This is a genomic window from Parafrankia colletiae (genome assembly GCF_001854655.1).
GTDB classification, from domain to species: Bacteria; Actinomycetota; Actinomycetes; order Frankiales; family Frankiaceae; genus Parafrankia; species Parafrankia colletiae.
Genome location: NZ_MBLM01000002.1, coordinates 43,005 through 67,294 on the forward strand (window position 1 = coordinate 43,005; position 24,290 = coordinate 67,294).

The window sequence follows — 24,290 nt, forward strand, 5'->3', positions numbered from 1 at the left end:
CCGGCTCAGGCCGTCAGACGGCCTCCCCGAGGCTTTCCGCCGCCACGGCTCCGGTCAGGTGGGCGGCGACGAACCCGGCCACCCCGCGGACGAAGGTCAGCCGGTTCGCCCGCTCCGCGACCTCGTGGCCCTCCCCCTCGAACAGCAGGTACTCGCACGGCACCCCTCGGGCCCGCGCGGCCGCGACGGTCTGCTCGGCCTCGAACAGCGGGACGTTGGTGTCGTTGGCACCGTGGACGACCATCAGCGGGACGGCGAGCGCGTCCATCCGGTGCAGCGGCGACAGTGCCCGCAGCAGCTCCCGGTCCGTCACCGGGTCGCCGTACTTGACGACCGCCGGCGCCCCGATCCACGGCTCGGTGTGCTGGTAGAAGGTCTCGAGGTCGACCATGCCGCAGATGTCCACCCCGACCGCGAACAGGTCGGGGAAGGTGACGAGCGCCGCCAGCGTCAGGTACCCGCCGTAGGAACGGCCGGCCACCCCGACCCGGCCGGGCGCGGCCAGGCCCTCGTCGACCAGGTGGCGGACGGCGCTGGCGGCGTCGGTGATGCCGGCGAACCGGTGCTCGCCGTGGTCCGCCTCCTCGAACGACCGGCCGAACCCGGTCGAGCCTCGCACGTTCGGAGCGAACACCGCGATGCCCTGCGCGAGCAGCGCGTGGAACAGCGGGTTCAGGACGGGGCGCTCCTGGGCCTCCGGGCCGCCGTGGAAGTACACGAGCGTCGGCAGCGGGCCCGGGCCGGCCGGCGGGCGGTACCACCAGCCGCTCAGCTCCAGCCCGTCGTGGGCGTGGAACCGCAGGCCGACCGGACGGACGAGCCGGTAGCCCACCGGCTGCGCCGGCGGCCCCGCGGGGTCGTGGTCGGCAGCGGCGCCGACGGCCGCGAGGTCCACGGCCGCGAGATCCACGGTCGGGTAGGCCGTGGGGGTGTGCGAGACCAGACATCGGTACGCCGGCTCGCCGTCGGCCCGGGCGCCGGCCAGGTCGAAGGTCCACACCTCACCGAGGGCCGTCAGGCCGGCGAGGGCCAGCATCAGGGTCGCGCCATCGGCCACGCTCAGCAGGCCGGTGACCACCTCCCGCGGCGGCGGCGGCAGCGGCCGGGAGTCGCCCGTGGCGAGATCGCACACCACCAGCTCGCTGCGGCCGCCGGCGTTCCAGCTCAGCACGGCGGTGGCCGGGTCGACCAGGACGAGTCGTTCCAGATCGGCGTCGTCGCGCCCGGCCAGCAGTCGGGCGGGGCCGGGGGTGGCGTCCGCGTCGAGCGTGACCTCCAGCAGCCCGGGCCGCTCCCGGCCGAGATCGCAGGCGATCAGCACCCGGGAGCCGTCCGCGAGGAAGGTGCCGGCGAGCGCCGTCACCGTGCCGCCGGGCACCGCGAACCCGGCCGCCACCGCGTCGGCCGGCAGGACGTCCACCGGCTGGACGTCCACCGGCAGCACGTCGACCGGTTGGACGGCGATCTGCGTCACCAGGGCCCGGCGGGCCCCGCGGGGGCCCTCGCGCAGCAGCAGGCGCCACCGGCCGGGCGCCTCGTGCACGGCGCAGACCTGCAGGGCAAGACCGGCGGCGAGATGGCGGCGGCGCCCGGACAGGTCGACGGCGAGCGCGTGGGTCAGACCGGTTCGGTCCGCCTCGGTGACCAGGAGCTCCGTACCGCCCGCGAGCCAGCGGACGGCCGTGGCCGCGACCGGGCCCGCCGGGTTCAGCCCACCGGGCCCCGCGGCACCGGCGCCGGCCAGCGTACGCAGCCCGGTGCCGTCCGGCCGGAGCACCCGGACCTCGGTGCGTTCCCCACCGCCGGGCGCCACCACGACCGCGATCCAGGCGCCGTCCGGCGACCACACCACCGACCGCACCTGGCCGGGGCCGGTGTCGACCACCCGCTCGCCACCATCGGCCCCGCGGATCCACAGCGCCGGCGGCCCGGTGTGGTCACCGACGAACGCGAGGGTGCCGCCCGGCCCGGGTGAGGGGCAGCGCACGCTGGGCGGCGCCGCCCACTCGTCGACCAGGTCGCGCGTGCCGGCCCCGCCCCGCGGGAACGGCAGGTCCGGGAACGGCACGTCCGGAAACGGCACGTCCACCGCGAGGCTCTCCGGCCCCGGTGCGGTGGCCTGCAACGGAATGCCGGTGGAGACCGGGTCGGCCGGACGGAGCATTTACACCCCCTGTGTCTGCAACCACATCTCCAGCAGAGCTGCCTGCCAGAGCGCGTTCGCTCCCAACGTCGTGCGGTTCGAGTTCGGCTCGGCGAGCATCGAGTCGACCCAGTCCTTGCGGAACAGCCCGCGGGCCCGCGCCGCCGGGTCGGTCAGCGCGTCCGCGACCCGGCGCAGGAAGGGCCCGTCGAGATGACGGATGGCCGGGACCGGGAAGTATCCCTTCGGACGGTCGATGACGTCCACCGGCATCAGCGGACGGCTGAGGTCCTTGAGGACGCCCTTGCCGCCCGAGGCGAGCTTGAACTCGGGCGGGCACGCCGCGGCCAGCTCGACCAGCTCGTGGTCGAGGAACGGGGTGCGGGCCTCCAGGCCGGCCGCCATGGTCATGTTGTCGACCCGCTTCACCGGGTCGTCGACGAGCATGACGGTGGAGTCGAGGCGCAGGGCCGCGTCGACGGAGGTCGTGGCGCCGGGCTCGGCGAACCGCTCCGCGACGAAGTGCCGGCTGGCGTCGGCCTCGATGAGGTGGTGCGCCTCGACCATCCCGGGCAGGTCGCTGTGCGGGCGGTCGGCGAACACCCGCAGGTAGGCGTCGACGGCGTCGGCCCGCGGGACGCTGGCGAGCGGCGGGTACCAGGCGTACCCGGCGAAGACCTCGTCCGCCCCCTGCCCGGACTGCACGACCTTGACGTGCCGGGAGACCTCCTGGGAGAGCAGATAGAACGCGACGCAGTCGTGGCTGACCATCGGCTCGCTCATCGCGGCGACCGCCGCGTCGATCGCGGGCAGCAGGCCGGCCCCGGGGACGCGGATCTGGTGGTGGTCGGTACCGAAGCGGCGGGCGATGATGTCCGAGTAGTGGAACTCGTCGCCGGACTCGCCACCGGCGGCCTCGAACCCGACGCTGAACGTCGCCAGGTCGCGCTGCCCGGCCTCCGCGAGCAGGGCGACGATGAGGCTGGAGTCGAGCCCGCCGGAGAGCAGCACCCCGACCGGGACGTCCGCGACCATGCGGCGCCGCACAGCGGTGCGCAGCCGCTCGCCGATCGCCTCCTGCCAGTCCTGCGCGGTCCAGTCGGCGTGCTCGGGCCGGCGGGTGAACTCCGGCCGCCAGTAGACCTCGTCGCGGGTGGTGCCGTCGGCCTCGATCACCCGGATGGTCGCCTGCGGCAGCTTGCGCACCCCGGCGAGGATGGTGTGCGGCGGCGGCACGACCGCGTGGAACGACAGGTAGTGGTGGAAGGCGACCAGGTCGATGTCGGAGGACACCTCGCCGCCGGCGAGCAGCGCCGGCAGGCTGGAGGCGAACCGCAGCCGGCGCGCGTCCCGGGTCACGTAGAGCGGCTTGATGCCGAGGCGGTCGCGGGCGAGGACGAGGCGGCCGGTGTCACGCTCGTACACGGCGAACGCGAACATGCCGGCGAAGTGGTCGACGCAGCGGGCGCCCCAGTGGTGGTACGCCTTGAGGATGACCTCGGTGTCGGAGGTCGAGAAGAAGCTGTAGCCGGCGTCGGCGAGCCTGTCGCGCAGCTCCTGGTAGTTGTAGATGCAGCCGTTGAACACCGCGGTCAGCCCGAGCGCGGTGTCGACCATGGGCTGGGCGCCCCGCTCCGACAGGTCGATGATCCGCAGCCGTCGGTGCCCGAACGCGACCGGGCCGGCCGACCAGATCCCGACGCCGTCCGGTCCGCGGGCGACCATCGCGGCGGTCATCCGCTCCACCGCGGCGACATCCGCCCCGCGGTCGTCGAACCTGAGTTCACCGCTCAGCCCGCACWTGTAATCCAGCTCCCGTCGATTGGTCGGTCAGACGGTCGTTCTGCTCCTCCTCGGCGCGGCCCACCCGTTCGGGCCACCAGAAACGGCGAAGGTCACGGTAGGACCCGGAAACCGGACACGTCGGACGTACCGGACGTATGCAGCCGGTGACCGCGGCCTACCGCGCACCTACCTTCGACGGCCGAGGTTTCACCTCGATGACGCCGGTGTTGCAGTGCACGACAGCACTGCCGGCGCCGCGGTGATCAGGAGCGGAGCAGCCAGGTGTCCTTGCACCCGCCGCCGCGCGACGAGTTGACGATCAGGCTGCCGGGTGGCGCCATCCGGCTGAGCGCGGCCGGCGCCACCACGGTCTCGCGGCCCGCGTAGACGAACGCCCGCAGGTCGACCGCGCACGGCAGGAACTCACCGTCCACCCAGGTCGGGTGGGTGGAGAGGTCGACAACCTCCTGGCCGATCCAGCCCCGCGGGTCGGCGGCGATCTGCTCCCGGGCCCGTGCCAGCTCCTCCGGCGTGGCCGCGGGCCCGATGAGCACCCCCGCGCCGCCGTAGCCGTCGACCGGCTTGACGACGAGCCGGTCGAGGTTGTCGATGACGTGGGCGCACTGCTCGTCGTCCCCGCACACATAGGTCGGGACGTCGTCGAGCAGCGGCTGCTCACCGAGGTAGTAGGTGATCATCCGGGCGACGTAGGCGTACACCACCTTGTCGTCGGCGACCCCGTTGCCGAGCGCGTTGGCGAGCGCGAGCGACCCGGCCCGGACAGCGCGCAGCAGACCGGGCCCCAGCGGGGCCCCGTCGGCCCCGGGCAGGCCCATCAGCTCGTCCTCGTCGACCCGCCGGTACAGGACGTCGAGGCGCCGCCGCCCGCCGCCGGTGACCGCGTACAGGACGTCCCCGTCGACCAGGACGTCCGCCGGGGTGAGCAGCGGGACGCCCATCTCCTCGGCGAGGAACGTGTGCTCGTAGTAGGCCGAGTCCTGCGGGCCGACGCTGAGAACCGCCACCGAGGGCTCGCCGCGCACCGCCGGCGGGGCCGCGGCGACCAGCGCCTCGTGCAGCAGGGACGGCACCGCGTCGACCCCGAGGATGGCGCCCGGCGGGTTGAGTTCGGGCAGCGCCGCGCGGGTCAGCTGCCGGCTCTCGATCGCGTAGGCGACCCCGGATGGCACCCGCAGGTTGTCCTCCAGGACGAGCCAGCCGCCGTCACCGCCGCGGACGAGGTCGATGCCCGCCACGGTCACCCGGACGCCGCCGGACAGCGGGGATCCTTCCCGCGACAGCAGGCGGCCGGCGTGGCGCAGGCCGGGCGAGTCGTTGACCACCCAGGGCGGGATGACTCCGTCGGCGACCGCCGCCCGCTCGGAGTAGGTGTCGCGCAGGAACGCCTCCAGCGCACGGACCCGCTGGGTGAGCCCGGCCTGCAGCCGCTCCCAGTCACCGGCCGTGACGATCCGCGGCACCAGGTCGAACGGGAACGGGCGCTGCTGCGACTCGCCGGCCACCCGGAAGACCACGCCGCGGTCGATCTGCTCGGCCTCCATGGCCTCGCGGCGTTCCGCCAGCACAGCCGGCCCGAGGCGCTCCAGGGTGCGTGCGACACCGCGGTAGGCGACCCGCACCTGCGCCTCTCCCCCGCACTGCCCGTCGTCGCCGCGCTCGCCGTCGCTCTGCGCGCCGGCCTCGACGACCTCGTCGAACCCGGTAGGGCGGTAGCCCCGGAACAGCGGCCGCGCCGACGCCGGGCGGGCCGCGAACGGGACACCCGGCGGGTCCACCGACGGCGGCGGCGACTCGCGGGTCTCGGTGAGCAGCAGGTCGGCGACGTCGGTCAGCCGGCCGCGGCGGGCGAACGCCCGGCGCTGCCGGGAGGCCGCGCTGCCACGCCCGACGGCGGCCTCGGCGAGGTGGCGGACGAGCTCCCAGTCGCCGACGCGCTCCAGGTCCGGGCGGACCTCGGCGAGCAGCCGGTGCAGCAGCTCCTCCGCCGGCACGCTGCCGGTGCCCGAGGTGTCGACCAGGTCGCCCTCGATACCGGAGCGGGCGGCCCGCCAGGTGGCGGCGCGCAGCAGCTCCGCCCGGGGTGGCGGGGGCGGGGTGCCCGCGTGGATGGCGTCGATCGCGTGGCACACCAGCCCGCGGAACAGCCCGGCGATCAGGATCACGGTGTCGACGTCCGGGCAGGCGTCGCAGATCCGCAGCTCGACGGTGGGCAGGTGCGCCGAGGGACGGACGTCGAAGTACACCATCCCCGGGTCGCTGATCACGCCCGACTTGACCAGGTCCGCCACCAGCTGGTCGTACTCGGCCGCGGTGCTGAACGGACCGGCCACGCCGGCGGTCGGCCAGCGCTGCCAGACGAGGGTGCGCATGCTGGCGTAGCCGCTGTCGGCCCCGTTCCAGTACGGGGAGCTCGCCGAGAGCGCGAGCAGCATCGGCAGCCACGGAGCCACCCAGGAGGTGACTGCCATCGCCAGATCCCGGTCGGCGACGTCCACGTGCACCTGGGCACCGCAGATGAGCTGCTCGTGCGCGAGGAGCTGGTACTCCTCCGCCATCTGGATGTACCGCGGGTCCCGCGAGACGTCGTGCGGGTCCTCGGCGATGAGCGGGACGGTACCGGCGCCCACCGGGCCCAGTCCGAGGGGCTCGGCGACGGCGGCGAGCCGCCGTCGCAGGTCCACCAGATCGGCCCGCAGGTCGGAAAGATCCGTCCAGGGCCGGCTGTTGGTCTCGACCACGGACCGCAGGAGCTCCGGGGAGAACTGGTCGTCGGGAAGCCCGCGCAGTATCTCCTCGGCCCGAGGCGAGAGCCGCCGGGTCCGCAGATCGAGGATGTGAAACTCTTCTTCTACACCGACCGCCGCAATCCGCGCGTCGCTCATGAATACCTACACTAGGGCCGACGGGTTACGGGGATATGTCCTGGGCGTGTCACCGCTCGCCCTCGTCCGTACAATCATGCGCGGGATGTCAGGTGTTGTCGGGCACTCGCCGGAAATCCTCGACGCCGCGGCCGTACCGCGGTCTCGCCTGTTCACATCGGCTCCGAACTGATCAGGCGCGGCCGGCCGCACATGGCGGTTTCCATGTGGGCCGGATCCGCGGACGGTCCCGCTGCTGCCCGGTCAGGGCGTGAGCGGACGACGCCTGCGTGCCGGCCACGACGAAGCGCCGCCTCCGCCAGCAGGGCTCTATTACCCACCGAGAAGGTGTTTAAACCATGACGAATCGCCCGGAGCAGCTGTGGATTGGCTGCTCCCACGCCCGGACCGCGGGCCGGGGCGGGGTGACCGACCGACTGCGGAACGAGAGCCAGCGCCACGATCCGTAGTACGAACTCCGATGAGAAAGCCCACAGCACGACCGATCGGGCCCGCCCCGGTGCCACCGACCGGAGTGCACCGCGGCAGCATCCGAACACGATCCGGAAGCACCTCCGGCGCTGTTTCCGACATCCATCCGATTCCGGAAAACGACCAGGACGGATGCGGAAGGTAGAAACCAGGAAAGAATCCGCAGGAGGGCAGCGGAGACCTGACGGATTCCGTCGATCGCCACCACTCTCCGACGCGCCGCGCCATCCCTCGCCCGCCGGCCGCGGCGCCGCCCGCCGGCTATGCCTCGTCCGGCGGCTCGCCGCTGCCGGCCTGCCCGCCGGCGCCGACCGCGGGCAGGTCACGACGGATCGCGGTCGCGGGCGGATCGCCGACGGGAGTCACCCGCAGCTCCGTCACGGGGAGGGTGGCGCGGATCTCGGCGGCGAGCAGGTTCCAGTCGGCCACCCTCGCGGAGGTCGTCCGGAAGGCGAGGCCGATGCGCCGCCGCGGGGCCGGGTCACGGAAGGTGGCCGTCGCCAGGCCGCGCCCCTCCCCCACCTCGACGCCCACCGCCGCGGCCGGCACCAGTGTCAGACCCAGGCCGCCGGCGACCATCTGCACGATCGTGGAGAGGCTGGCGCCGCGCAGCGCGCTGCGCTCGCGGGCGCCGGCCTCGCGGCAGACGTCCAGTGCCTGCGCGCGGAAACAGTGCCCGTCCTCGAGCAGCAGCAGCTCCTGGCCGCCGAGCGCGCCCACCGGCAGCCCGCTGCCGCCGGCCATCGGGTGGTCGGCGGGCGTGACCAGGACGAAGTCCTCGTCGTAGAGCGGCAGCTCGGCCACGCCCGGCTCGTCGTTCGGCAGGGCGAGGAGCGCGAGGTCCAACGCGCCGCCGCGGAGCTCCTCCAGCAGCGCGTGGGTCTGCGCCTCACGCAGCCGCAGCCGCGCCTCCGGGCGCCGGGCCCGCAGCGACGGCAGCAGCCGGGGCAGGAGATAAGGAGCCACCGTCGGGATCACACCGAGGCGGATGTCGCCGGTCAGCGGTTCCCGCGCGCTCACCGCGAGCTGGGTGATGTCGTCCAGCGCGCCGAGCACGCCGCGGGCACGACGCACGATCTCCTCACCCACCGGGGTCAACAGCACACTACGAGTGGTCCGCTCGACAAGCTGGATGCCCAGGGTGCGCTCCAGCGCCGCCACGGCGCTGGACAGGGTGGGCTGACTGACGTGCAGCGAGGCCGCGGCCCGACCGAAGTGCCGGTGATCTGCGACACCCACCAGCGCCCGCAGCTGCGCGAGGGTGGGCTGAGGTTGAGCCATAGCTTCAAGCTATCAGACTACCCGAATCTTTCGATTTCACTTCTGAGTCTGCTGCCGTAAGAGTGGAGCCGCGCCCCACCGCGGGGCGCCCTGAGAGGAGAAACTCCGGATGCTGACCGTCGGCGACGTCTTCCCCGCCTACGACCTGACCGGTGTCGTCACCACCAACCCCGACACCGCCTTCGTCCAGGAGACGTCCAGCAGCCGTCCCGGGCAGTGGCGGGTCGTGTTCTTCTGGCCGAAGGACTTCACCTTCGTGTGTCCCACCGAGATCGCCGCGTTCGGCCGGCTCAACAGCGAGTTCGCCGACCGTGACGCCCAGGTCCTGGGCGTCTCCACGGACAGCGAGTACGTCCACCTCGCGTGGCGGCAGAACCACGAGGACCTGCGGGACCTGCCCTTCCCGATGCTGGCGGACATCAAGCGCGAGCTGACGCAGGCCGCCGGCGTGCTCGGCAGCGACGGCGTGGCGCAGCGCGCCACCTTCATCATCGACCCGGACGGCGTCATCCAGTTCGTCATGGTCACCGCCGGCAGCGTCGGGCGGAACCCGGCCGAGGTGCTGCGGGTGCTCGACGCCCTGCAGACCGACGAGCTGTGCCCGTGCAACTGGCAGAAGGGCGAGGCCACCCTCGGCAGCGGCGCGCCCGCTCCGGTGGAGGTCGCGGCGTAATGGGAGTCGCCCGGGTGCGGGAGCAGCTTCCCGACTACGCCAAGGACATCCGACTCAACCTCGGCTCGGTGACCTCGCAGTCGCAGCTGAACACCCAGCAGCTGTGGGGCACGGTGCTCGCCGCCGCGATCGCCAGCCGGGGCGCCACCGTGCGTGCCGAGCTGGAGGCCGAGGCATTGGAGCACCTCTCCCCCGAGGCAGCCACGGCGGCACGGACCGCCGCGGCCCTCATGGCGATGAACAACGTCTACTACCGGACGCTGCACCTGCTGGAGGACAAGGAGTACTCCAGGCTGCGCGCCGGGCTGCGGATGAACGCCATCGCCAACCCGGGAGTCGACAAGATCGACTTCGAGCTGTGGTCGCTGGCGGTCTCGGCGGTCAACGGGTGCGGGATGTGCCTGACCGCGCACGAGCACGAGCTGCGCGAGCGGGGGGTGTCCCGGGAGGTCATCCAGGACGCGATCCGTGTCGCCTCCGTCGTACATGCGGCGGCGGTGACCATCGAGGCGCACGAACAGGTTCCGGCGACGGCCTGAGYTCCGGCCGGAGCCGGCTCCGACACTCGTCCTCCAGGGCCCGACAGCGTGGCAGTGGCTGCCACGGTGCCGGGCCCTGCCGCGTCCCGGACGCCCGGTGGCCGGTGGCCGGTGGCCGGTGGCGACACTCGACATCGCGCGACGCGCCGGATGCGTGACCGCGACGCGCCGGACGCGTGACGGCAGTCGTCCGGCAGCGGGAGCGACCCTGCGTGATCGCACGGGGCGGCACCACCCGGCCCGACCAGGTGCCGACCGACACCCCCCGCAGCCGCCTCACCACCGACGAGTCCGCCCAGCACGCAGATCGCCGGCCGCACCAGGCAGCGGGCGGCACGACCCGGAACCGCGGACCACCGACTCGATGTCGCCACTTTGAGTAACCATGACGCCGCATTGCGACTAGCCAGTTCCGGTTTACAGCGTGGTCTGATGCCTCGCAGGCCCACCAAGCCGTCCATCTGGTGCCACAATGCATCTTCACAAGCACGCCATGTAGTCGAAGTGGGGTTTCGACCGCCGGGCGACGTGACGAGGCCGGCGGGCGACCGCCGATCCGCCTGGTCGCCCGACCGGGCCGCCGGCCAACGACGGGCGTGCACATCAACACCGCCGACGCACCGGCCACCGCAGGCCAACCGCGGCGGCGGCTTGAGAAACTGGGGGAGCACCGTCATGGCGTTACTGAATCCGGCCAACATCAGTGCGGTGCGCGGGGGACACACGTTGCGCGTGCCCCGGCGCGGCGGCGAGCCCGTGAACGGGGCGCCCGCCGACGGGTCGGGCGCCGGTGCCGCGGGCCCACCACGCATCAACCCGCTGTCCGAGAACAAGGTCGGCCAGCAGGTCCGGGTGCCGAAGACCGCGGAACTCGTCGCAGCCCAGCTCCGCCGCCAGATCGTCCGCGGCGAACTCGTCGAAGGCGACGCCCTGCCCCCCGAAGCCGTCCTCATGGAACAGTTCGGCGTCTCCCGCCCCACCCTGCGCGAAGCCTTCCGCGTCCTCGAATCCGAAGCCCTCATCTCCGTCCGCCGCGGCGCCCACGGCGGAGCCCGCGTCCACACCCCCGACGGCCAGGTCGCAGCCCGCTACGCCGGCCTCGTCCTCGAACACCGCCACACCACCGTCGCCGACGTCCACACCGCCCACACCCTGCTCGAGCCCGCCGCCGTCCGCCTCCTCGCCACCCACCACACCGACACCACCCTCACCGCCCTGCACACCGCCCTCACCCACCCCGACCCCAACCACTTCCACCACCAGCTCCTCGAACACGCCGGCAACCAGACCCTCACCATGATCGCCGGCATGCTCCGCCACATCCTCGACACCCACACCCCACCCCCCCACCCCGCCCCCCACAACCACCACGACCACACCCACCTCCTCGACCTCATCACCCACCACGAACCCGACGCCGCCGAAACACACTGGCGCACCCACATCGCCACCACACCCACCCAGACCCCCACCATCGTCCTAGACCTTCTGGGCGAGTAGCGGCCCGGCGGCGGGTCCGATGCGTCCCTGACCGGGCACTCTGGGCACGCCGCCGAACCTCCTCGTGACGGTTTCCGGCCGGAGTGGTGACAGAAGCGACAGAAACCCGGACCGACCGGCACCGACGGGTAGCACCGGAAACCGAAATGACAACAACCTTTCATCAACGCTGATGGTTAAAGCTCCCGGGCCCGGCTACTGTGGCCGCCATGCCGCTGTCGGGACTCGCCTGGCAGACTCTCCCGGACACGGGGGCGTTGGCTCTGGTGGACACCAGCTCACGCCGGGCCGCCGCGCTCGCCCGCCCCCATCCTCGAGAACTGCCCATGATTGATGTGGTCGACATGGAACGACTTGTCGTTTCGTGGCTCTCACGTCAGAACCGCTTTGCCGCCGAGCAACAGCTCGTCGAACGGGTCGAGGACGACCCCCACCGCACGATGTCCGCACTGACCTGGCTGCTGGCGATGTGGACGGTCACGATTCACCTGCGCACCGGGCGACCGCCCGCCGCGGTGATCGCGGCCATGTCCTACCGCCAGGTGTGGCGCAGCCCGGAAGCACCGCAGTCGGAACGGGTCTGGGAGACCCTGACCGACCGCATCCGGCTCGGCGCCCTGGCCACGCTGACCGCGGACGCGCGGTCAGCCGTCGAGTTCCACTCCCATGTCGACAACCCGCGTGGCATGGGTGCCGTGCTGGTGCGGCACGCGCTCGGGATCATGGCGGGCATGGCCGACGACATGCGAACGATCGGTGTCGACCCTCAGGACATGGCCGGCACGCTCGCCCTCTACACCATCGACCCGGACGGCCCGACCGTCCCGTGCTTCCGCCCACTCACCTGAGCAGACAGCGGCCGCACCGGCAGCCGCCTCACCGGCACCCGCTCCCCTGGCCCCTCATCGGCCGACGGGCGCTCACTCTGCATGACGCGCGCGGCACCTCCCCGCGCGGCCACCCGGGCGACGATCGACCCGGCGGTGGCTTCCCAGGACGGCCGGACGGCACGCGCGCGCCCACTCCGGCCGGTATCACGCACCGCCGCCGACCGGCGCCCGCTCGCCCGACCGGGGCGTGGTGCCCGACCAGGGCGCGGAGCCCGGCCGCGCTGCACTGATGCCGCCGCGGCCCGCACCGCGGCCGAGTCCGTCACCACCGAGTCGGCTGCCACCAGGTCGGCCACCGTGGAATCGGCCAGGACCGTGGCGGGCACGGCGGCGGGAGACTCGGGGTTGTCGATGTAGACCGCCCGGGTCATCCCGGCATGGCCGTGGATCGCCAGCAACGTCTCCATCGACGGGTAGATGGCGACCGAGCCGTGGTCGGAGTTCCACCAGAGGACACAGGTTCCGTCCGGGGCCTGCACTCCGAAAGCGACAGCGCCGGTGCCCGACACTCCGGACACGTCGACTTCACGCTCAAGGTGGAACCGCCGGATCTGGCGTGCGGACATCCTGGTCGACCTCCTCGCGGGTCACAACACCGTGCCGCTGGGTGGTGCCGGGCGCCAACGGCGCCCGGGCGGCCTGGTGCCACTGGCAGTCGGGCACCGGCCGGTCGGGTCACGGTAGCCGCCGTGATCGGGGACGGTCATCCGATTGGCCGCGCCGCTCGGCAGGCGCGGCGCACACCAGCACGTCCGCCCAGGTCACCGACCGCAGCTACGTCGATCAGACCACAGCCGTGTCCCCCACGAGAGTGGTTGGCACGCCGGGCCCTCAGTCCACCGCGTGCAGCTCGCTCTCGGGAAAGGTCCGGGCAGCCGCCGCAGTGAGGTACCGGTCGTAACCGGCCGCGCCGGCCAGCTGGCTCTCCAGGAACGCCACGGTGTAGTAGACGGTGAGGCGGTGTGCCTGGTCGATGTCGATGGCGGGGGGCCGGCAGGTCATGTCCGCCGTGACCTCCAGCCGTACCCGCACGCCCTCCGCCACCGGGCGACCGCGGGCCGCGGCGGCCTGGGCGCAGATCTCGGTGAACGAGTTGTGCGTCCCGCCGGCCACGGTGACGAAGTAGCGCGGGCGGGAGCCGGTGAGCTCGCCGAAGGCGGGCCGCGCGTTGCGGTCGAGCGGCACCGCGCCGTCCATCAGGCCGCCGATCATGATCGTCGGCACCCGGAGCCGGGCGAGCTGATCCGCCGGAATGACCTCGGTTGCCGGGGCGATCCCGACGACGGCCCGGATCCGGCTGTCAGCGGGGGCGTGCAGGAAGCCCACCGTGGAGGCTATCGAGGTCAGGCCACCGAAGGAGAACCCGACGATGCCGACCTGGTCCGGCCGCACCATGTCGGCGATCGGGCAGTCGGGCTTCGTGAACGCGCTGATGACGCTCGAGACGTCGAGGAGCCGGTCGCTGGCCAGATCGACGAGCGGTGCCTGCCGACCCTCGGCCACCTCGATCATGGTGTCGCCGGGGTGGTCCGGCGCGGCCACGACGAACCCGTGGCTCGCCAGCGCCTCGGCGAGGTAGGCGAGCTGCACCCGGCTGCCGGCGCTGCCGTGCGACATGACCACCATCGGGAAGCGGCCGGGCGCGGCCGGGGCCCCCTCCCCCGCGCGGCGGGAAGTGAGTGTCACCCCGTCCGTCACCGGATAGCGCGCGGGTTCGGCGCCGGCGCGGGCCGGATACCACACTGAGGTCACCAGGGGGCGGTTCGGGCGCTTCTCCTCCGTCACCGTCAGGGTCTGGTAGCCGACCGGGTGCTCCCCTGGCTGATCCGGAGCCGGGACCGGGCGGCCCGCCGCGCCGCCCCCGGAGGCCCCGGAGGCTGGCACGGCGGGGGCGGACTCCGCTCCCGCCGTGCCGGCGGTCTCGCGCCCGGACGGGTCGCTCCCCGCGGACGAGGCACCACACGACGGGAGCAGCATCGCGCCGAGTGCCACAGCAGCCGCAAGCAGCAGGCGACCGCGCGCCGCGATGGACGGCCGCCGACCGGTTCGGGGCGGCCGGCGCAACGCGAGTCGCTGCCGGCGCTGGAGCCGCTGCCGGCACTGGAGCCGCTGGGAGGGCGCGCCGGGCCGGGGACACTCCGACGGCGCCGCGTCCGACGCCGCAACCATGGACTGACACTACGCACGGCGACCACGCCGGAGCCAGCGGAAGGATGCCGCCGCCGACGCGCACCAGGTCAGCGGCGGTAGCCGCCGAGGCTCATCACCGTCGTGACGTCGTCGCCACCGTCGCCGCCACCGAGCAGCTCGGCGAGCCGCCGCGGACGGCCGACGTGATAGCCCTGCGCGACCGTGACCCCGATGTCGAGGAGGACCTGCGGCAGCGCCGCCCGGTCCACCCCCTCGGCGATCACGGTCATGCCCGCCGTCCGCGCGATCTGGACGACCGCCTCGACGACAGCGCGGTCGCGCGCACTGGTGTCCACGGTCCGCACCAGACTGCTGTCGATCTTGACGGCCCACAGCGGGAGGTTCCGCAGCGCGATGACGGCCCCGCTGGTCATTCCGAAGTCGTCGAGCAGAACCGGGCAGCCGGCGGCGGTGAGCTGCTCGGCGAGCCGCCGGGCCGCGTCCAGGTTGGCCACCGCGGCGCCCTCGGGAATCTCCAGGGCGAGCCTGGCCGGGTCGACCCGGCTGTCGCGCAGCGTGGAGAGGATGAAGTCGCCGAAGGCCGGGTCCCGCAGGGAGCGGGCGGCCAGGTTGACGTAGACCCGCCCGGGCAGCCCGCTGACGAGGGCGTTCACGGCCCGGAGCACAACCCACCGGTCGAGGTGCAGGCCCAGGTCGGTGTGTTCGGCCGCGGCCAGGAAGCCACGCGGGCCGAGCTCGGGCCAGACCCCGTCCCGCAGCCGGGAGAGCAGCTCGAACCCGACGATCTCCCGGCTGGCCAGGTCGACGACGGGCAGGACGTCCAGCGACATCTGGCCGTTGTCGAGCGCGGCGGCGACCCGGCTGGTGACCGTCACCCGCAGCGCCGCCTCGTCGTACTGCTCACGGGTGAACAGCCGGACCCGGTTGCGCCCGGAGCGCTTGGCCTCGCGCAGGGCCAGGTCCGCCCAGGCGAAGGCGGCCTCACTGCCCGCCGCCAGCTCGAGCGGGACGACGCCGATGCTGACGGTGGCCTGGACGGCGACGTCCTCGGCGGCGGCGGTGCGGGCCGCGACCGCCGCGCAGAGCTGCTCGGCGACGGCCAGGCCCTCACTGCCGCCCCCGGCGGGGAGGACGACGGCGAACTCGTCCCCGCCGAGGCGCCCGAGGCGAGTGCCGTCGGGAAGCTCCTCCCGCAGGGCCTGGGCCACCGCCCGCAGGACGGCGTCACCGATCGAGTACCCCTGCAGGTCGTTGACGTCGGCGAGATGGTCGATGTCGAGGATCAGCAGCGAGCCGTCCGTCGCCTCCGTGCCCGCGACCCTGCTCTCCAGCTCCTCGGCGAGGGCGTAGCGGGTACTCAGACCGGTGAGGGGATCGATGCCGTGGGTGTCGGGACGGGCCTGCTCGGCGAGCGCGGCAGGATCGGCGAGCGCGGCAGGATCGCCCGCGGCCGCGCCAGTGCCTTCCGGGGCAGCGGTGTCGTGGGTGGGCAGGAGCTCGTCGGCCGCGGTGGGGACGGCTGTCTCCCCCAGGCCCGCGGCACCCGCGCCCCCCAGCACGGCCGCCGCAAGTTCCGCGACGACATCCCCCATGAGGTCGCCCGCCAGGTCTCCCGGGACGCCTCTCGTGGGCTCCCCGGAACCGTCCGGCGCGGGCCCGGCGGCGGACGCGGCCGGCAGGCCGGCGCCGAACGCGGTGATCTCCGCGGTCAGATCAACGATCTCGAACAGCAACAGCTCGGACGGCTGGCCGGCGCTCATGTCCCGACAGGAGGCGCGCAGCAGGCGGGGCGAGCCGTCGGGGCCGGTCCAGTCCAGGACGGCCGGCGGGGCGGACGGGTGCAGCCCGGTCAGCGGCAGGCCGGCCTCGGCGACCGCGAGCCGTGCCTCGAACGCCGAGTCGGGGTTCCGCAGGCCGGTSACGAGCTCGACGAGGGCGTCGTTCACCCAGGCGACCCGACCATCCGCGGTGACGATCAGCATGCCGACCGACGACGCAGCCGCGGCCAGGCCCGCAACCCCAGCGATCACCGCACCTCCCGTACCGCGCCGCCCGGAGTGCGCAGTCTAGTGTCCGCATGGCCCAGGTCTGTCAGTCACCGCGCCGTGTCGACTGTTACGCGTCACAGTGCCGCCGCAGGTTCGGGCGAGACGCCCGACACGGTTAACGGCAGGTAACAGACTGCGTTCTGGGTCACATCGGGTCCGGCGTCTCCGGCCTGTCGGTCGCGGCCGGCCGCGGCTCACAGCGTCCCGAGGACACGGGTCACCGAGATCTCCAGCACGACCCGCTGCGGGTTGACCCGTGGGGTCCGGTACCGCTCGGCGTAACGGCGCTCGGCCTCGGCGACGGCGGCCGGCTCGTCCCGGACGACCGCGAGCCCCTCGAGGGTCGACCACCGCCCGCCGTCGATCTGACAGACGGCCACCCGCGCACCCCCGCGCCGGCGCGGCGGACCGTCGACACCCGCGCCACCATTCACAATTACGGACAATTCGCTATCAATACCTATCCCCTCGGGGTCGGTCTCCGCCGATCGGGGGCCCGGCTCGGCCGACGGTCCGGTCGGGTCGAACGCCCCGCGGGCGGCGACGAGGGCGACCTTCCGCGACCCCCGCATGGTGATCACGCGGGCCAGGCCGACCGCCGGCTCGAGCGTCACGCCCACGGGGACGACGTGTGCCGTGCCGTCCGGGCGCACCGTCGTCAGGCTGCAYAGATGCCGCTCGCGCCAGAACTCGAGGAAGGCCGGGCCGCGGCCGCGCAGGTCCATCGTCACGGGCACAGCCTCTCACCTGGCGCGACAGCGGTTACCGAACCGTAAACGCGGATCTGGAAGCGGGTCGGAAAGCGCGATTGCGGCTGTATCGTGCATCCCGTGTCAATGATCCGTACCGCGCGCAAAGCCCGCGTGTCCCGCTTCGCCGTTCCGTTGGTCCTCGTCCCCGCACTCGCGCTTGTCGCTGCCGGCTGCGGATCCGACGATGACGACGAGACCACGGCCGCTCCGCCCGCTGCCACCACGGCCGCCGCGGAGCCCCACACCATCACCGTCTTCGCCGCCGCCTCGCTCACCGAGACGTTCACCGAGCTGGGCAGGCAGTTCGAGGCCGACCACCCGGGTACGACGGTCGAGTTCTCCTTCGCCGCGAGCTCCGCGCTGGCGCAGCAGATCAACTCCGGCGCCCCGGCGGACGTCTTCGCCTCGGCGAGCACGAAGAACATGACCGAGGTCGTGGACGCCGGCAACGCGACCGACCCGAAGACCTTCGCGACCAACTCGCTGGAGATCGCGGTCCCCAAGGACAACCCGGCCGGGATCGACGATCTCGCCGACCTGGCCAACCCCGACGTGAAGGTCGCGCTGTGCGAGGCGCAGGTGCCGTGTGGCGTGGCCGCCACCACGGTGCTGGAGAAGGCCGGCCTTCAGGTCACGCCGGTCACCTTCGGCCCGGACGTCAAGGCCGTGCTGACGACCGTCGGCCTGGGTGAGGTCGACGCCGGCCTCGTCTACCAGACCGACGTCGCCTCGGCCGAGGACAGGGTCACCGGCATCGAGATCCCGGCTGACGTGAACGCGAAGACCAGCTACCCGGTGGCGACGGTGAACGAGTCGAAGGAGGCGGAGACGGCGAAGGACTTCGTCGAGTTCGTCCTGTCCGACGAGGGTTCCGCGGTGCTGACCGAGGCCGGTTTCGGCCCGCCGGCGTGACCACCGGCCGCCTGGCACGGCCGGTGACCCGGCTGACACGGCCCCGGCCGCCGTCGCGCTCCCGGAGCGAGGCACGTGGGCGCGCACCATGGCCCCTGGCCGTGCCGGCGGCCCTTGCCACCCTGTTCCTGCTGATGCCCCTGCTCGCGCTGATCATCCGGGCGCCGTGGGAGTCACTGCCGGACCTGCTGACCGACCCCTCGACCCGGCACGCGCTGTGGCTGTCCGTCCGGACGGCGACGATCACGACTGTCGTCTGCATGCTGTTCGGCATTCCGCTGGCGTGGGCGCTCGCCCGCGCCAGCTTCCCGGGGCGCTCGCTGCTGCGGGCGCTGGTGACCATCCCGCTCGTCCTGCCGCCGGTCGTCGGCGGTGTCTCGTTGTTGCTCGTGCTGGGCCGGCGCGGCATCGTCGGCTCGCACCTCGACGACTGGTTCGGGTTCACGATCCCGTTCACCACCGACGCGGTGATCATTGCTCAGACGTTCGTGGCGATGCCGTTCCTCGTCCTGTCGGTCGAGGGCGCGCTCAGCGCCGCCGACCGGCGGTTCGAGGAGGCCGCGGYCACGCTCGGCGCCAGCCGGGTGACGGTCTTCTTCCGGGTCACGCTACCGATGATCCTGCCGGCAGTCGCCGCCGGTGCGGTGCTCTGCTGGGCCCGGGCGCTGGGTGAGTTCGGTGCGACGATCACCTTCGCCGGCAACTTCCCGAAGACCACCCAGACCATGCCGCTGGCCGTCTACCTGGCCATGGAGGTCGATCCGGACAAGGCGGTCGCGCTGTCCCTCGTGCTGCTGACGGTCAGCATCGTCGTCCTGGTCGCCCTGCGCGGCCGCTGGTGGAACGGTCGGCACACCGTGGGTCTCACATGATCGAGACGTCCGGCCCGTCCGCACTGGAGAAGGCTCCGCCAGGCGCACCGCGCCGCACCGGGCTCGTCGCCCGGATCGGGATCGAGCTCGGCACGCTCGCGCTGGACGCCGACCTGGCTGTCGAGCCGGGCCGCACCCTCGCCGTCCTCGGGCCGAACGGCGCCGGCAAGAGCACGCTGCTCCGGGCGCTGGCCGGGCTCGTCCCGCTGCAGCGAGGACGCATCGAGCTGGACGGCGCCGTCCTCGACGACCCGCAGGCCCACCGGTTCGTCCCTCCCGAGCGGCGCGGCGCCGGCTACGTCTTCCAGGACTACCTGCTCTTCCCGCACCTGTCCGCGATCGACAACGTGGCCTTCGGGCCGCGGGTGCGCCACCGGGTGCGGCGGGCGGCGGCCCGCGCCGCGGCCCGGGAGATGCTCGACCGACTCGGCCTCGCCGAGGTCGCCCACCTGCGGCCCGGGGCGCTGTCCGGCGGGCAGGCGCAACGGGTCGCGCTCGCCCGCGCGCTCGCGCCGGGGCCGGGCATCCTGCTCCTCGACGAGCCGCTCGCTGCCCTCGACGCCGGCACCCGCCTGGAGGTCCGGGCCGAGATCCGCGCGCTGCTGCCGACGCTGGACGTCCCCGTCGTCATGGTCACCCACGACCCGGTCGACGCACTCACACTCGCCGACGACGTCGCCGTGCTGGAGCGGGGCCGGGTGGTGCAGCGCGGCGAACCCGCCGAGGTGATCACCCGGCCGCGCACGCCGTACGTCGCCCGCCTCGCCGGCCTCAACCTGTTCCCGGGCACCGCCGCCGGCGGCGTGGTCACCCTCGACGCGACCGCCGACCGGCCCGTCACCCTGCCGGCCCCGCCGGGCACGGTGGACGGGTCGGTGCTGGTGGCGCTGCGGCCGTCCGAGATCGGGGTGCACCGCAGCGAGCCCGGTGCCGCACCCGGCACCCAGGTGCTCACCGGCCCGGTGACCTCGGTGGAGACGCTCGGCGACCAGGTGCGGGTGCAGGTCGCCAGCACCCCCGCGGCACGGGCCGAGATCCCCGCCCGGCGGCTCGCCGAACTGCGGCTGGTCCGTGGGACGCCGGTCTGGCTCACCGTCGACGAGGGCCGTTGGGACGTCTACAGCCAGGGCGGCGCGGCCCCCTGACCAGCCAGGCCGACCAGCCAGGTGCACAGCCCGTCCCGCCCGGCCGCTCCGCATGCACGGCGGACCCGCCGCACGCGGGTTCTGTCGGGTTCGCTACAGTTCCAGGCGTTGCGAGGGGGGAGATCACCCAAAGGAGTCTCCATGGCCCCGGTCCGTAAGGCCGTCGCCAGCGCAGCTACCGCGGTCGCCCTGATGGCAGCCGTCGCGTCCTGCCGATCCGGCCCGGGCGGTTCGCCCGGTGGCGGATACCACCCGCCCACCCCGGCACCGAGCGTGAGCGCCTCGGCGTCCACCGCTCCCACACCAGGGACCCCGGGCACGACCACTCCGGCCGCGCCGACGACGGCGCCGGCCACGACCGCACCGGGCGGGCCCACCACGGCGCCGCCGACCATCCCGCCGGCGCCGACGTCCCGCCCACCCGTCCCGACGACCCGCCCGCCGGTACCGACCACGCCGCCGGGCAACCCGCCGACGCAGAACCCCCCGCCTCCGCCGCCGGCCACCACGCCGCCGGCGAACCCGCCGGGGACCGGCACCCCACAGGACGAGATCCTGCGGCTCACCAACGTCGAGCGGCAGAAGGCCGGCTGCGGCCCGCTCCTGTTCGACGCCAGCCTGACCGCCGCGGCCCAGGCGCACTCCGCGGACATGGCGACGAACAACTACTTCAGCCACACCGGCCAGAACGGCAGCACCGCGGGCAGCCGGGCCCAGGCCGCCGGCTGGCCGAACGGCTACGTCGGCGAGAACATCGCCGCCGGCTCGACGACCCCGGCAGCCACCATCCAGATGTGGATGAACAGCTCCGGGCACCGGGCGAACATCCTCAACTGCGCGTACACGCACCTCGGCGTCGGCTACGCCCAGGGTGGCGGCACCTACCGCTACTACTGGACGCAGGCCTTCGGCCGCCGGTAGGCCGAACCTCCGGCCTGACGGACGGCCCGGGGTGCCACGTCGTGGTGCCCCGGGCCGTCCCGGTGCGCGGGCTTCCGGTGCGCGGGCGGTGGGCCAGTCGGCTCGTGGTCGATGGGGTCAGCGCTCGACGTGGCCCAGCGGGCGGTCCGGGGCGACCCGGTCGCGCAGGGCACGCTTCACCGCGGACGGCTCGGGGAAGCCCTGCTCCGCCCGGTCCCAGAGCACCTCTCCGTCCACCCGCACGGTGAACACGCCGCCCGTGCCGGGGACGAGGGCGACCRCACCCAGCTCGGCCTCGAACGTGGTCAGCAGCTCCTGTGCCAGCCAGGCCGCCCGCGGCAGCCACCTGCAGCGGGTGCAGTACTCGATCTCCACCCGGGGGCGTTCCTGCCTGGCCTCACCGGTCACGGCCGACCCCTACCCCGTACGTTCCCGCCCACCCCGTGGGGTCCCCGTCCCGTGCGTTCCCGCCCGTGCGTCGCCGCCCCGTGCGTCGCCACCGCGAGCGGTCAGGCGCCGAGCATGGCGAGCCACTGCTTGGAGCTCGTCGGCCGGAAGACGTAGTTCATCTTGCGCACCACGCTGAGCTCGGCCGAGGACTCCGCCGAGTACCGGTGGCCCGGGTAGACGGTCACGTCGTCCGGCAGCGTACCGAGGCGCCGCAGGCTGTCGTACATCTTCGCCGCGTCGCCGCCGGGGAAGTCCATCCGCCCGCAGCCCTCGAGGAACAGCGTGTCCCCGGCGACGAGGCGGCCGTCGACGAGGAAGCACTGGCTGCCCGGGGTGTGCCCCGGTGTGTGCAGCAGCCGGATGTCCACCGAGCCGACGGTGACCACGTCGTCATCGTCGTGCTCGACGAGCTCGGCCGCGCCCACACCCGTCCCGCGCCGCACCCACTCCGCCTCGTCCCGCTGCAGGTGGATCGGGACGGAGGTGCGTTCCAGCAGCTCGCGGATGCCCTCCAGCTCGATGCCGAAGGCGGTGCCGCCCACATGGTCGGCATGGTGGTGGGTGACCAGCGCCCCGGTCAGCCGCATGTCGTCGGCGGCGAGCACGTCGAGCAGGTCCCCCACCCGGTAGGCGGGGTCGACCACGACGGCCTCCCCGGTCTCCCGGTCACCGATCAGGTAGACGAAGTTGACCATCTGCGTCGCCGCGGGGTCACCGACCGCGAAGTCACGACCGGACAGAAGCTGACGGAAGTACAGGCGCTCGCTCACACCGTGAGCCTACGGAGCCCCGCCCCGCCGCTCCAGAACCCCCGACCACCCACCCGTGGCCCGGCGCAGTCCTACGGCTGCTCCGCCAGGTGGTCGGCGATGTCGTCCAGCAGGCGCCGGCAGCTGCGGGCGCCCACCAGCGTCGCCACCGCCTGGCCGTCGCGGACGACGACCATGGTCGGCATGGCCAGCACGCCGTAGGCGAGCGCGGTCCGCGGGCTGGCGTCGACGTCCACCTCGACGACGCGCAGCCGGCCGGCCAGCTCGGACGCGACCTGGCGCAGGATCGGTCGCATCATCCGGCAGGGCGGGCACCAGTCGGCCTGGAAGTCGATCAGCACCGGGACCGGGGACCGCAGCACGGCGGCCGCGAAGGTGTCGTCGTCGACCTCCCACACCACACCGTCGGCGGCGGATCCGGGCACCCCCGACGCGACCACGGGTACAGACACGGACATCTCGGGCGCGGACATCTCGTGAACAGGCATGAGACAGCTCCCTCAGAGCATGGCCGGCCCGCCTGCCCGCAGCGGCGGGCCGGCGAGACGACAGACGTGATGACAGAGACGACAGACGTGATGACAGAACGGAAACGCGGCGGCGGTCAGGTACCGGGCTGAGCCGGGAACAGAACGCACCCCGGCAGCGCGGGCGGGACGTCCCCCTGGCCGCGGGCACCACGGCACGCCGTGTCGAGCTGGGCGGCCAGCCGCTCCCGCGAGTGCCGCAGCCGGGCGATCTCGGCGTCGACCTGCGCGATCCGGCGGCGGTAGCCCTCGATCGAGTCCACGCAGGCGTCGCTGGTCCCCTCCCCCGTCCGCAGGCACTCGACGAAGGGACGGGTCTCGGCGAGCGCGAACCCGTCCGCCACCCGCGCGCGGATCTCCTCGACCGCGCGCAGGTCCGCGGCGCTGTAGTCGCGGTAGCCGTTGGCGAGCCGACGGGCGGCGAGCAGCCCGCGCTCCTCGTAGTGCCGCAGCGCGCGGGTGCTCGTCCCCGCGAGCCGCGCCAGCTCACCGATGCGCATCCCGGTGACCTCCGCCCTCCACCCGTGGCCGAGCCGTGCCGTGCGGTGCCGCCCGGCCCCGGTCTCGTCGTCGTCCTCGACGCTAGAGGTTCACGCGCACGTCAGGGCAAGCCCGCGCCGGGGGCGATCCGCCGTCGAACAGATCGGCGTCCGGGCAGGCCGTGTCGGGGCAGGCGCCGGAGCAGGCCGCGTCGGTTCAGCTGGACGACCAGGGCGACCTCGGGCGTACCCGGTACAGACCGGACGGTTACATTCGCAAGGTGACGGAGGGTACGCGCCGAACGGGCCGGCCTGCTTCCGCGCCCGCCATCACCGGCGCGACCGTTCGCACACCCGCCTCGCACATCACCCCGCGCCAGCTTGCCTACTGGCGGCGCTCCGGCCTGGTTCGTCCGGGGCGCGGCGAGCTGACCCAGGCGCGGGCGGTCGCCGCGCTGCGCCGTGCCGGCCTGAGCCCGCGGCAGATCCGCCGGGCGGCGGAGCGCCTGCGCCTGCTGACCGGATCCGACTCCGCCGCCGGGGGGCTGTCCGGTGCGTCGCCGGCGTCAGCGGCGTCGCCGGCGGCGGGCAGGCCGGGGACGTTGCGCTTCGCCGTGTACGGCCAGGAGCTCTTCGTCCAGCGCGCCGGCGGGGCCTGGGAGGGGGACCGCGCTCCGGGCCAGCTGATCCTGGACGGCGTCGTCCCGCTGGTCCTGGTCGACGGGGTCGCGGTCGGACCGCTGCCGGGTGGGATCCCGCCGAGTGCCGCGGCGCCGCGCGCCGGCTCCGGCTCCGCGACGGCRCCGCCCCGCACACCGCCGCGGGCCGGTCCCGCCGGCGTCTCCGGCCGCGACCAGATCCGTCTGTTTCTGGACCGACAGCGGGATCTCGACCGACCCGACCACTGACCGCACCGGGCATCCCACGCATACGTTCCGCTACCGGATGAATGGTCCTGAATACCGGGATGGCCAGGCCAGGCGCCCTAGACTGAGCGGGTGACCGATTGCAGTCGACGTCCCGAAGCCTGCCGGCCAGCCCGTCCAGCGGCGCTCTCGGCACGGTGACGACACCCCGT

The 24,290-nt window shown here is 73.5% G+C and carries 21 protein-coding genes; 9 read left to right on the forward strand and 12 right to left on the reverse strand.

The genetic code is table 11. The features are described from left to right. Positions 1 to 13: 13 nt before the first annotated feature. The 4 genes from CC117_RS00265 to CC117_RS00280 form a co-directional block, all read right to left on the reverse strand. Entirely contained in the window at positions 14 to 2,164 is a 2,151-nt protein-coding gene (locus CC117_RS00265; RefSeq protein ID WP_071081698.1) for a S9 family peptidase, read from the reverse strand. Beyond that, on the reverse strand, positions 2,165 to 3,955 hold the full coding sequence (locus CC117_RS00270; protein WP_071081699.1) for an N-acetylglutaminylglutamine amidotransferase: 1,791 nt from the start codon (positions 3,953 to 3,955) through the stop codon (positions 2,165 to 2,167). 236 nt (positions 3,956 to 4,191) lie between these two features. Next, positions 4,192 to 6,831: a carboxylate--amine ligase/circularly permuted type 2 ATP-grasp protein gene (locus tag CC117_RS00275; protein ID WP_071081700.1), complete on the reverse strand. Its 2,640-nt coding sequence runs from the start codon at positions 6,829 to 6,831 to the stop codon at positions 4,192 to 4,194. A gap of 732 nt (positions 6,832 to 7,563) precedes the next feature. After that, positions 7,564 to 8,583, reverse strand: coding sequence for a LysR substrate-binding domain-containing protein (locus tag CC117_RS00280; protein WP_071081701.1), 1,020 nt, complete (start codon positions 8,581 to 8,583; stop codon positions 7,564 to 7,566). Positions 8,584 to 8,692: 109 nt separating this feature from the next. Between CC117_RS00280 and CC117_RS00285 the strand changes: the two genes are divergently transcribed. From CC117_RS00285 to CC117_RS00300, 4 genes are all read left to right on the forward strand, one after another. Beyond that, positions 8,693 to 9,256: a peroxiredoxin gene (locus CC117_RS00285; RefSeq protein WP_071081702.1), complete on the forward strand. Its 564-nt coding sequence runs from the start codon at positions 8,693 to 8,695 to the stop codon at positions 9,254 to 9,256. Then, a complete protein-coding gene (locus tag CC117_RS00290) occupies positions 9,256 to 9,795 on the forward strand; it encodes a carboxymuconolactone decarboxylase family protein (protein WP_071081703.1) in 540 nt (179 codons plus the stop codon). The genes CC117_RS00285 and CC117_RS00290 overlap by 1 nt, the downstream gene beginning before the upstream one ends. Before the next feature lie 675 nt (positions 9,796 to 10,470). Next, positions 10,471 to 11,295 (forward strand): FadR/GntR family transcriptional regulator, encoded by an 825-nt coding sequence (locus CC117_RS00295; RefSeq protein ID WP_071081704.1) that lies wholly within the window; start codon positions 10,471 to 10,473, stop codon positions 11,293 to 11,295. 209 nt (positions 11,296 to 11,504) lie between these two features. Further along, positions 11,505 to 12,143, forward strand: a complete 639-nt coding sequence (locus CC117_RS00300; protein WP_071081705.1) for a hypothetical protein — start codon at positions 11,505 to 11,507, stop codon at positions 12,141 to 12,143. Here CC117_RS00300 and CC117_RS00305 read toward each other — a convergent pair. From CC117_RS00305 to CC117_RS00320, 4 genes are all read right to left on the reverse strand, one after another. After that, complete coding sequence (locus tag CC117_RS00305) at positions 12,089 to 12,751, reverse strand: hypothetical protein (protein ID WP_071081706.1); 663 nt, start codon at positions 12,749 to 12,751, stop codon at positions 12,089 to 12,091. The genes CC117_RS00300 and CC117_RS00305 overlap by 55 nt on opposite strands. 265 nt (positions 12,752 to 13,016) lie before the next feature. Next, positions 13,017 to 14,354, reverse strand: a complete 1,338-nt coding sequence (locus CC117_RS38455; protein ID WP_071081707.1) for an alpha/beta hydrolase family protein — start codon at positions 14,352 to 14,354, stop codon at positions 13,017 to 13,019. 68 nt (positions 14,355 to 14,422) lie between these two features. After that, entirely contained in the window at positions 14,423 to 16,366 is a 1,944-nt protein-coding gene (locus tag CC117_RS00315; RefSeq protein ID WP_071081708.1) for a bifunctional diguanylate cyclase/phosphodiesterase, read from the reverse strand. A gap of 212 nt (positions 16,367 to 16,578) precedes the next feature. Then, positions 16,579 to 17,121 (reverse strand): pyridoxamine 5'-phosphate oxidase family protein, encoded by a 543-nt coding sequence (locus tag CC117_RS00320; RefSeq protein ID WP_084131143.1) that lies wholly within the window; start codon positions 17,119 to 17,121, stop codon positions 16,579 to 16,581. Positions 17,122 to 17,220: 99 nt separating this feature from the next. On the opposite strand from CC117_RS00320, the gene modA reads away from it, so the two are divergent. The 4 genes from modA to CC117_RS00340 all read left to right on the forward strand — a co-directional run bounded on the left by modA (position 17,221) and on the right by CC117_RS00340 (position 20,986). Continuing rightward, positions 17,221 to 18,048 (forward strand): molybdate ABC transporter substrate-binding protein, encoded by an 828-nt coding sequence (gene modA / locus CC117_RS00325; protein ID WP_071081709.1) that lies wholly within the window; start codon positions 17,221 to 17,223, stop codon positions 18,046 to 18,048. Positions 18,049 to 18,149: 101 nt separating this feature from the next. Then, on the forward strand, positions 18,150 to 18,920 hold the full coding sequence (locus tag CC117_RS00330; protein ID WP_084131313.1) for an ABC transporter permease: 771 nt from the start codon (positions 18,150 to 18,152) through the stop codon (positions 18,918 to 18,920). Further along, a complete protein-coding gene (locus CC117_RS00335) occupies positions 18,917 to 20,065 on the forward strand; it encodes an ABC transporter ATP-binding protein (RefSeq protein ID WP_071081710.1) in 1,149 nt (382 codons plus the stop codon). Before CC117_RS00330 ends, CC117_RS00335 begins: the two co-directional genes overlap by 4 nt. Before the next feature lie 141 nt (positions 20,066 to 20,206). Further along, positions 20,207 to 20,986, forward strand: a complete 780-nt coding sequence (locus CC117_RS00340) for a CAP domain-containing protein (protein WP_071081711.1) — start codon at positions 20,207 to 20,209, stop codon at positions 20,984 to 20,986. A gap of 117 nt (positions 20,987 to 21,103) precedes the next feature. On the opposite strand, the gene CC117_RS00345 is transcribed toward CC117_RS00340, so the two are convergent. The 4 genes from CC117_RS00345 to CC117_RS00360 form a co-directional block, all read right to left on the reverse strand. Further along, entirely contained in the window at positions 21,104 to 21,394 is a 291-nt protein-coding gene (locus CC117_RS00345) for a SelT/SelW/SelH family protein (RefSeq protein ID WP_241829704.1), read from the reverse strand. A 101-nt stretch (positions 21,395 to 21,495) separates the two neighbouring features. Continuing rightward, positions 21,496 to 22,206, reverse strand: a complete 711-nt coding sequence (locus CC117_RS00350) for an MBL fold metallo-hydrolase (protein ID WP_071081713.1) — start codon at positions 22,204 to 22,206, stop codon at positions 21,496 to 21,498. A 71-nt stretch (positions 22,207 to 22,277) separates the two neighbouring features. Beyond that, complete coding sequence (locus tag CC117_RS00355) at positions 22,278 to 22,694, reverse strand: thioredoxin family protein (protein ID WP_241829705.1); 417 nt, start codon at positions 22,692 to 22,694, stop codon at positions 22,278 to 22,280. A 116-nt stretch (positions 22,695 to 22,810) separates the two neighbouring features. Further along, positions 22,811 to 23,233 carry a MerR family transcriptional regulator gene (locus CC117_RS00360; RefSeq protein WP_071081714.1) on the reverse strand — a complete coding sequence of 141 codons (423 nt, stop codon included), beginning with the start codon at positions 23,231 to 23,233 and terminating at the stop codon, positions 22,811 to 22,813. 260 nt (positions 23,234 to 23,493) lie between these two features. Here CC117_RS00360 and CC117_RS00365 point away from each other — a divergent pair, with 260 nt between their 5' ends. After that, a complete protein-coding gene (locus CC117_RS00365) occupies positions 23,494 to 24,120 on the forward strand; it encodes a MerR family transcriptional regulator (RefSeq protein ID WP_071082017.1) in 627 nt (208 codons plus the stop codon). The last annotated feature ends 170 nt before the right edge of the window (positions 24,121 to 24,290 follow it).

What these genes read in the sequence shown, in the direction of transcription:
- CC117_RS00340 (WP_071081711.1), top strand. Translation starts at nt 20,207, where the DNA reads ATGGCCCCGGTCCGTAAGGCCGTCGCCAGCGCAGCTACCGCGGTCGCC.
- CC117_RS00275 (WP_071081700.1), bottom strand. Translation starts at nt 6,831, where the DNA reads ATGAGCGACGCGCGGATTGCGGCGGTCGGTGTAGAAGAAGAGTTTCAC.
- CC117_RS00280 (WP_071081701.1), bottom strand. Translation starts at nt 8,583, where the DNA reads ATGGCTCAACCTCAGCCCACCCTCGCGCAGCTGCGGGCGCTGGTGGGT.
- CC117_RS38455 (WP_071081707.1), bottom strand. Translation starts at nt 14,354, where the DNA reads ATGGTTGCGGCGTCGGACGCGGCGCCGTCGGAGTGTCCCCGGCCCGGC.
- CC117_RS00335 (WP_071081710.1), top strand. Translation starts at nt 18,917, where the DNA reads ATGATCGAGACGTCCGGCCCGTCCGCACTGGAGAAGGCTCCGCCAGGC.
- CC117_RS00300 (WP_071081705.1), top strand. Translation starts at nt 11,505, where the DNA reads ATGCCGCTGTCGGGACTCGCCTGGCAGACTCTCCCGGACACGGGGGCG.
- CC117_RS00355 (WP_241829705.1), bottom strand. Translation starts at nt 22,694, where the DNA reads ATGCCTGTTCACGAGATGTCCGCGCCCGAGATGTCCGTGTCTGTACCC.
- CC117_RS00285 (WP_071081702.1), top strand. Translation starts at nt 8,693, where the DNA reads ATGCTGACCGTCGGCGACGTCTTCCCCGCCTACGACCTGACCGGTGTC.
- CC117_RS00290 (WP_071081703.1), top strand. Translation starts at nt 9,256, where the DNA reads ATGGGAGTCGCCCGGGTGCGGGAGCAGCTTCCCGACTACGCCAAGGAC.
- CC117_RS00295 (WP_071081704.1), top strand. Translation starts at nt 10,471, where the DNA reads ATGGCGTTACTGAATCCGGCCAACATCAGTGCGGTGCGCGGGGGACAC.
- CC117_RS00305 (WP_071081706.1), bottom strand. Translation starts at nt 12,751, where the DNA reads ATGTCCGCACGCCAGATCCGGCGGTTCCACCTTGAGCGTGAAGTCGAC.
- CC117_RS00265 (WP_071081698.1), bottom strand. Translation starts at nt 2,164, where the DNA reads ATGCTCCGTCCGGCCGACCCGGTCTCCACCGGCATTCCGTTGCAGGCC.
- modA (WP_071081709.1), top strand. Translation starts at nt 17,221, where the DNA reads ATGATCCGTACCGCGCGCAAAGCCCGCGTGTCCCGCTTCGCCGTTCCG.
- CC117_RS00360 (WP_071081714.1), bottom strand. Translation starts at nt 23,233, where the DNA reads ATGCGCATCGGTGAGCTGGCGCGGCTCGCGGGGACGAGCACCCGCGCG.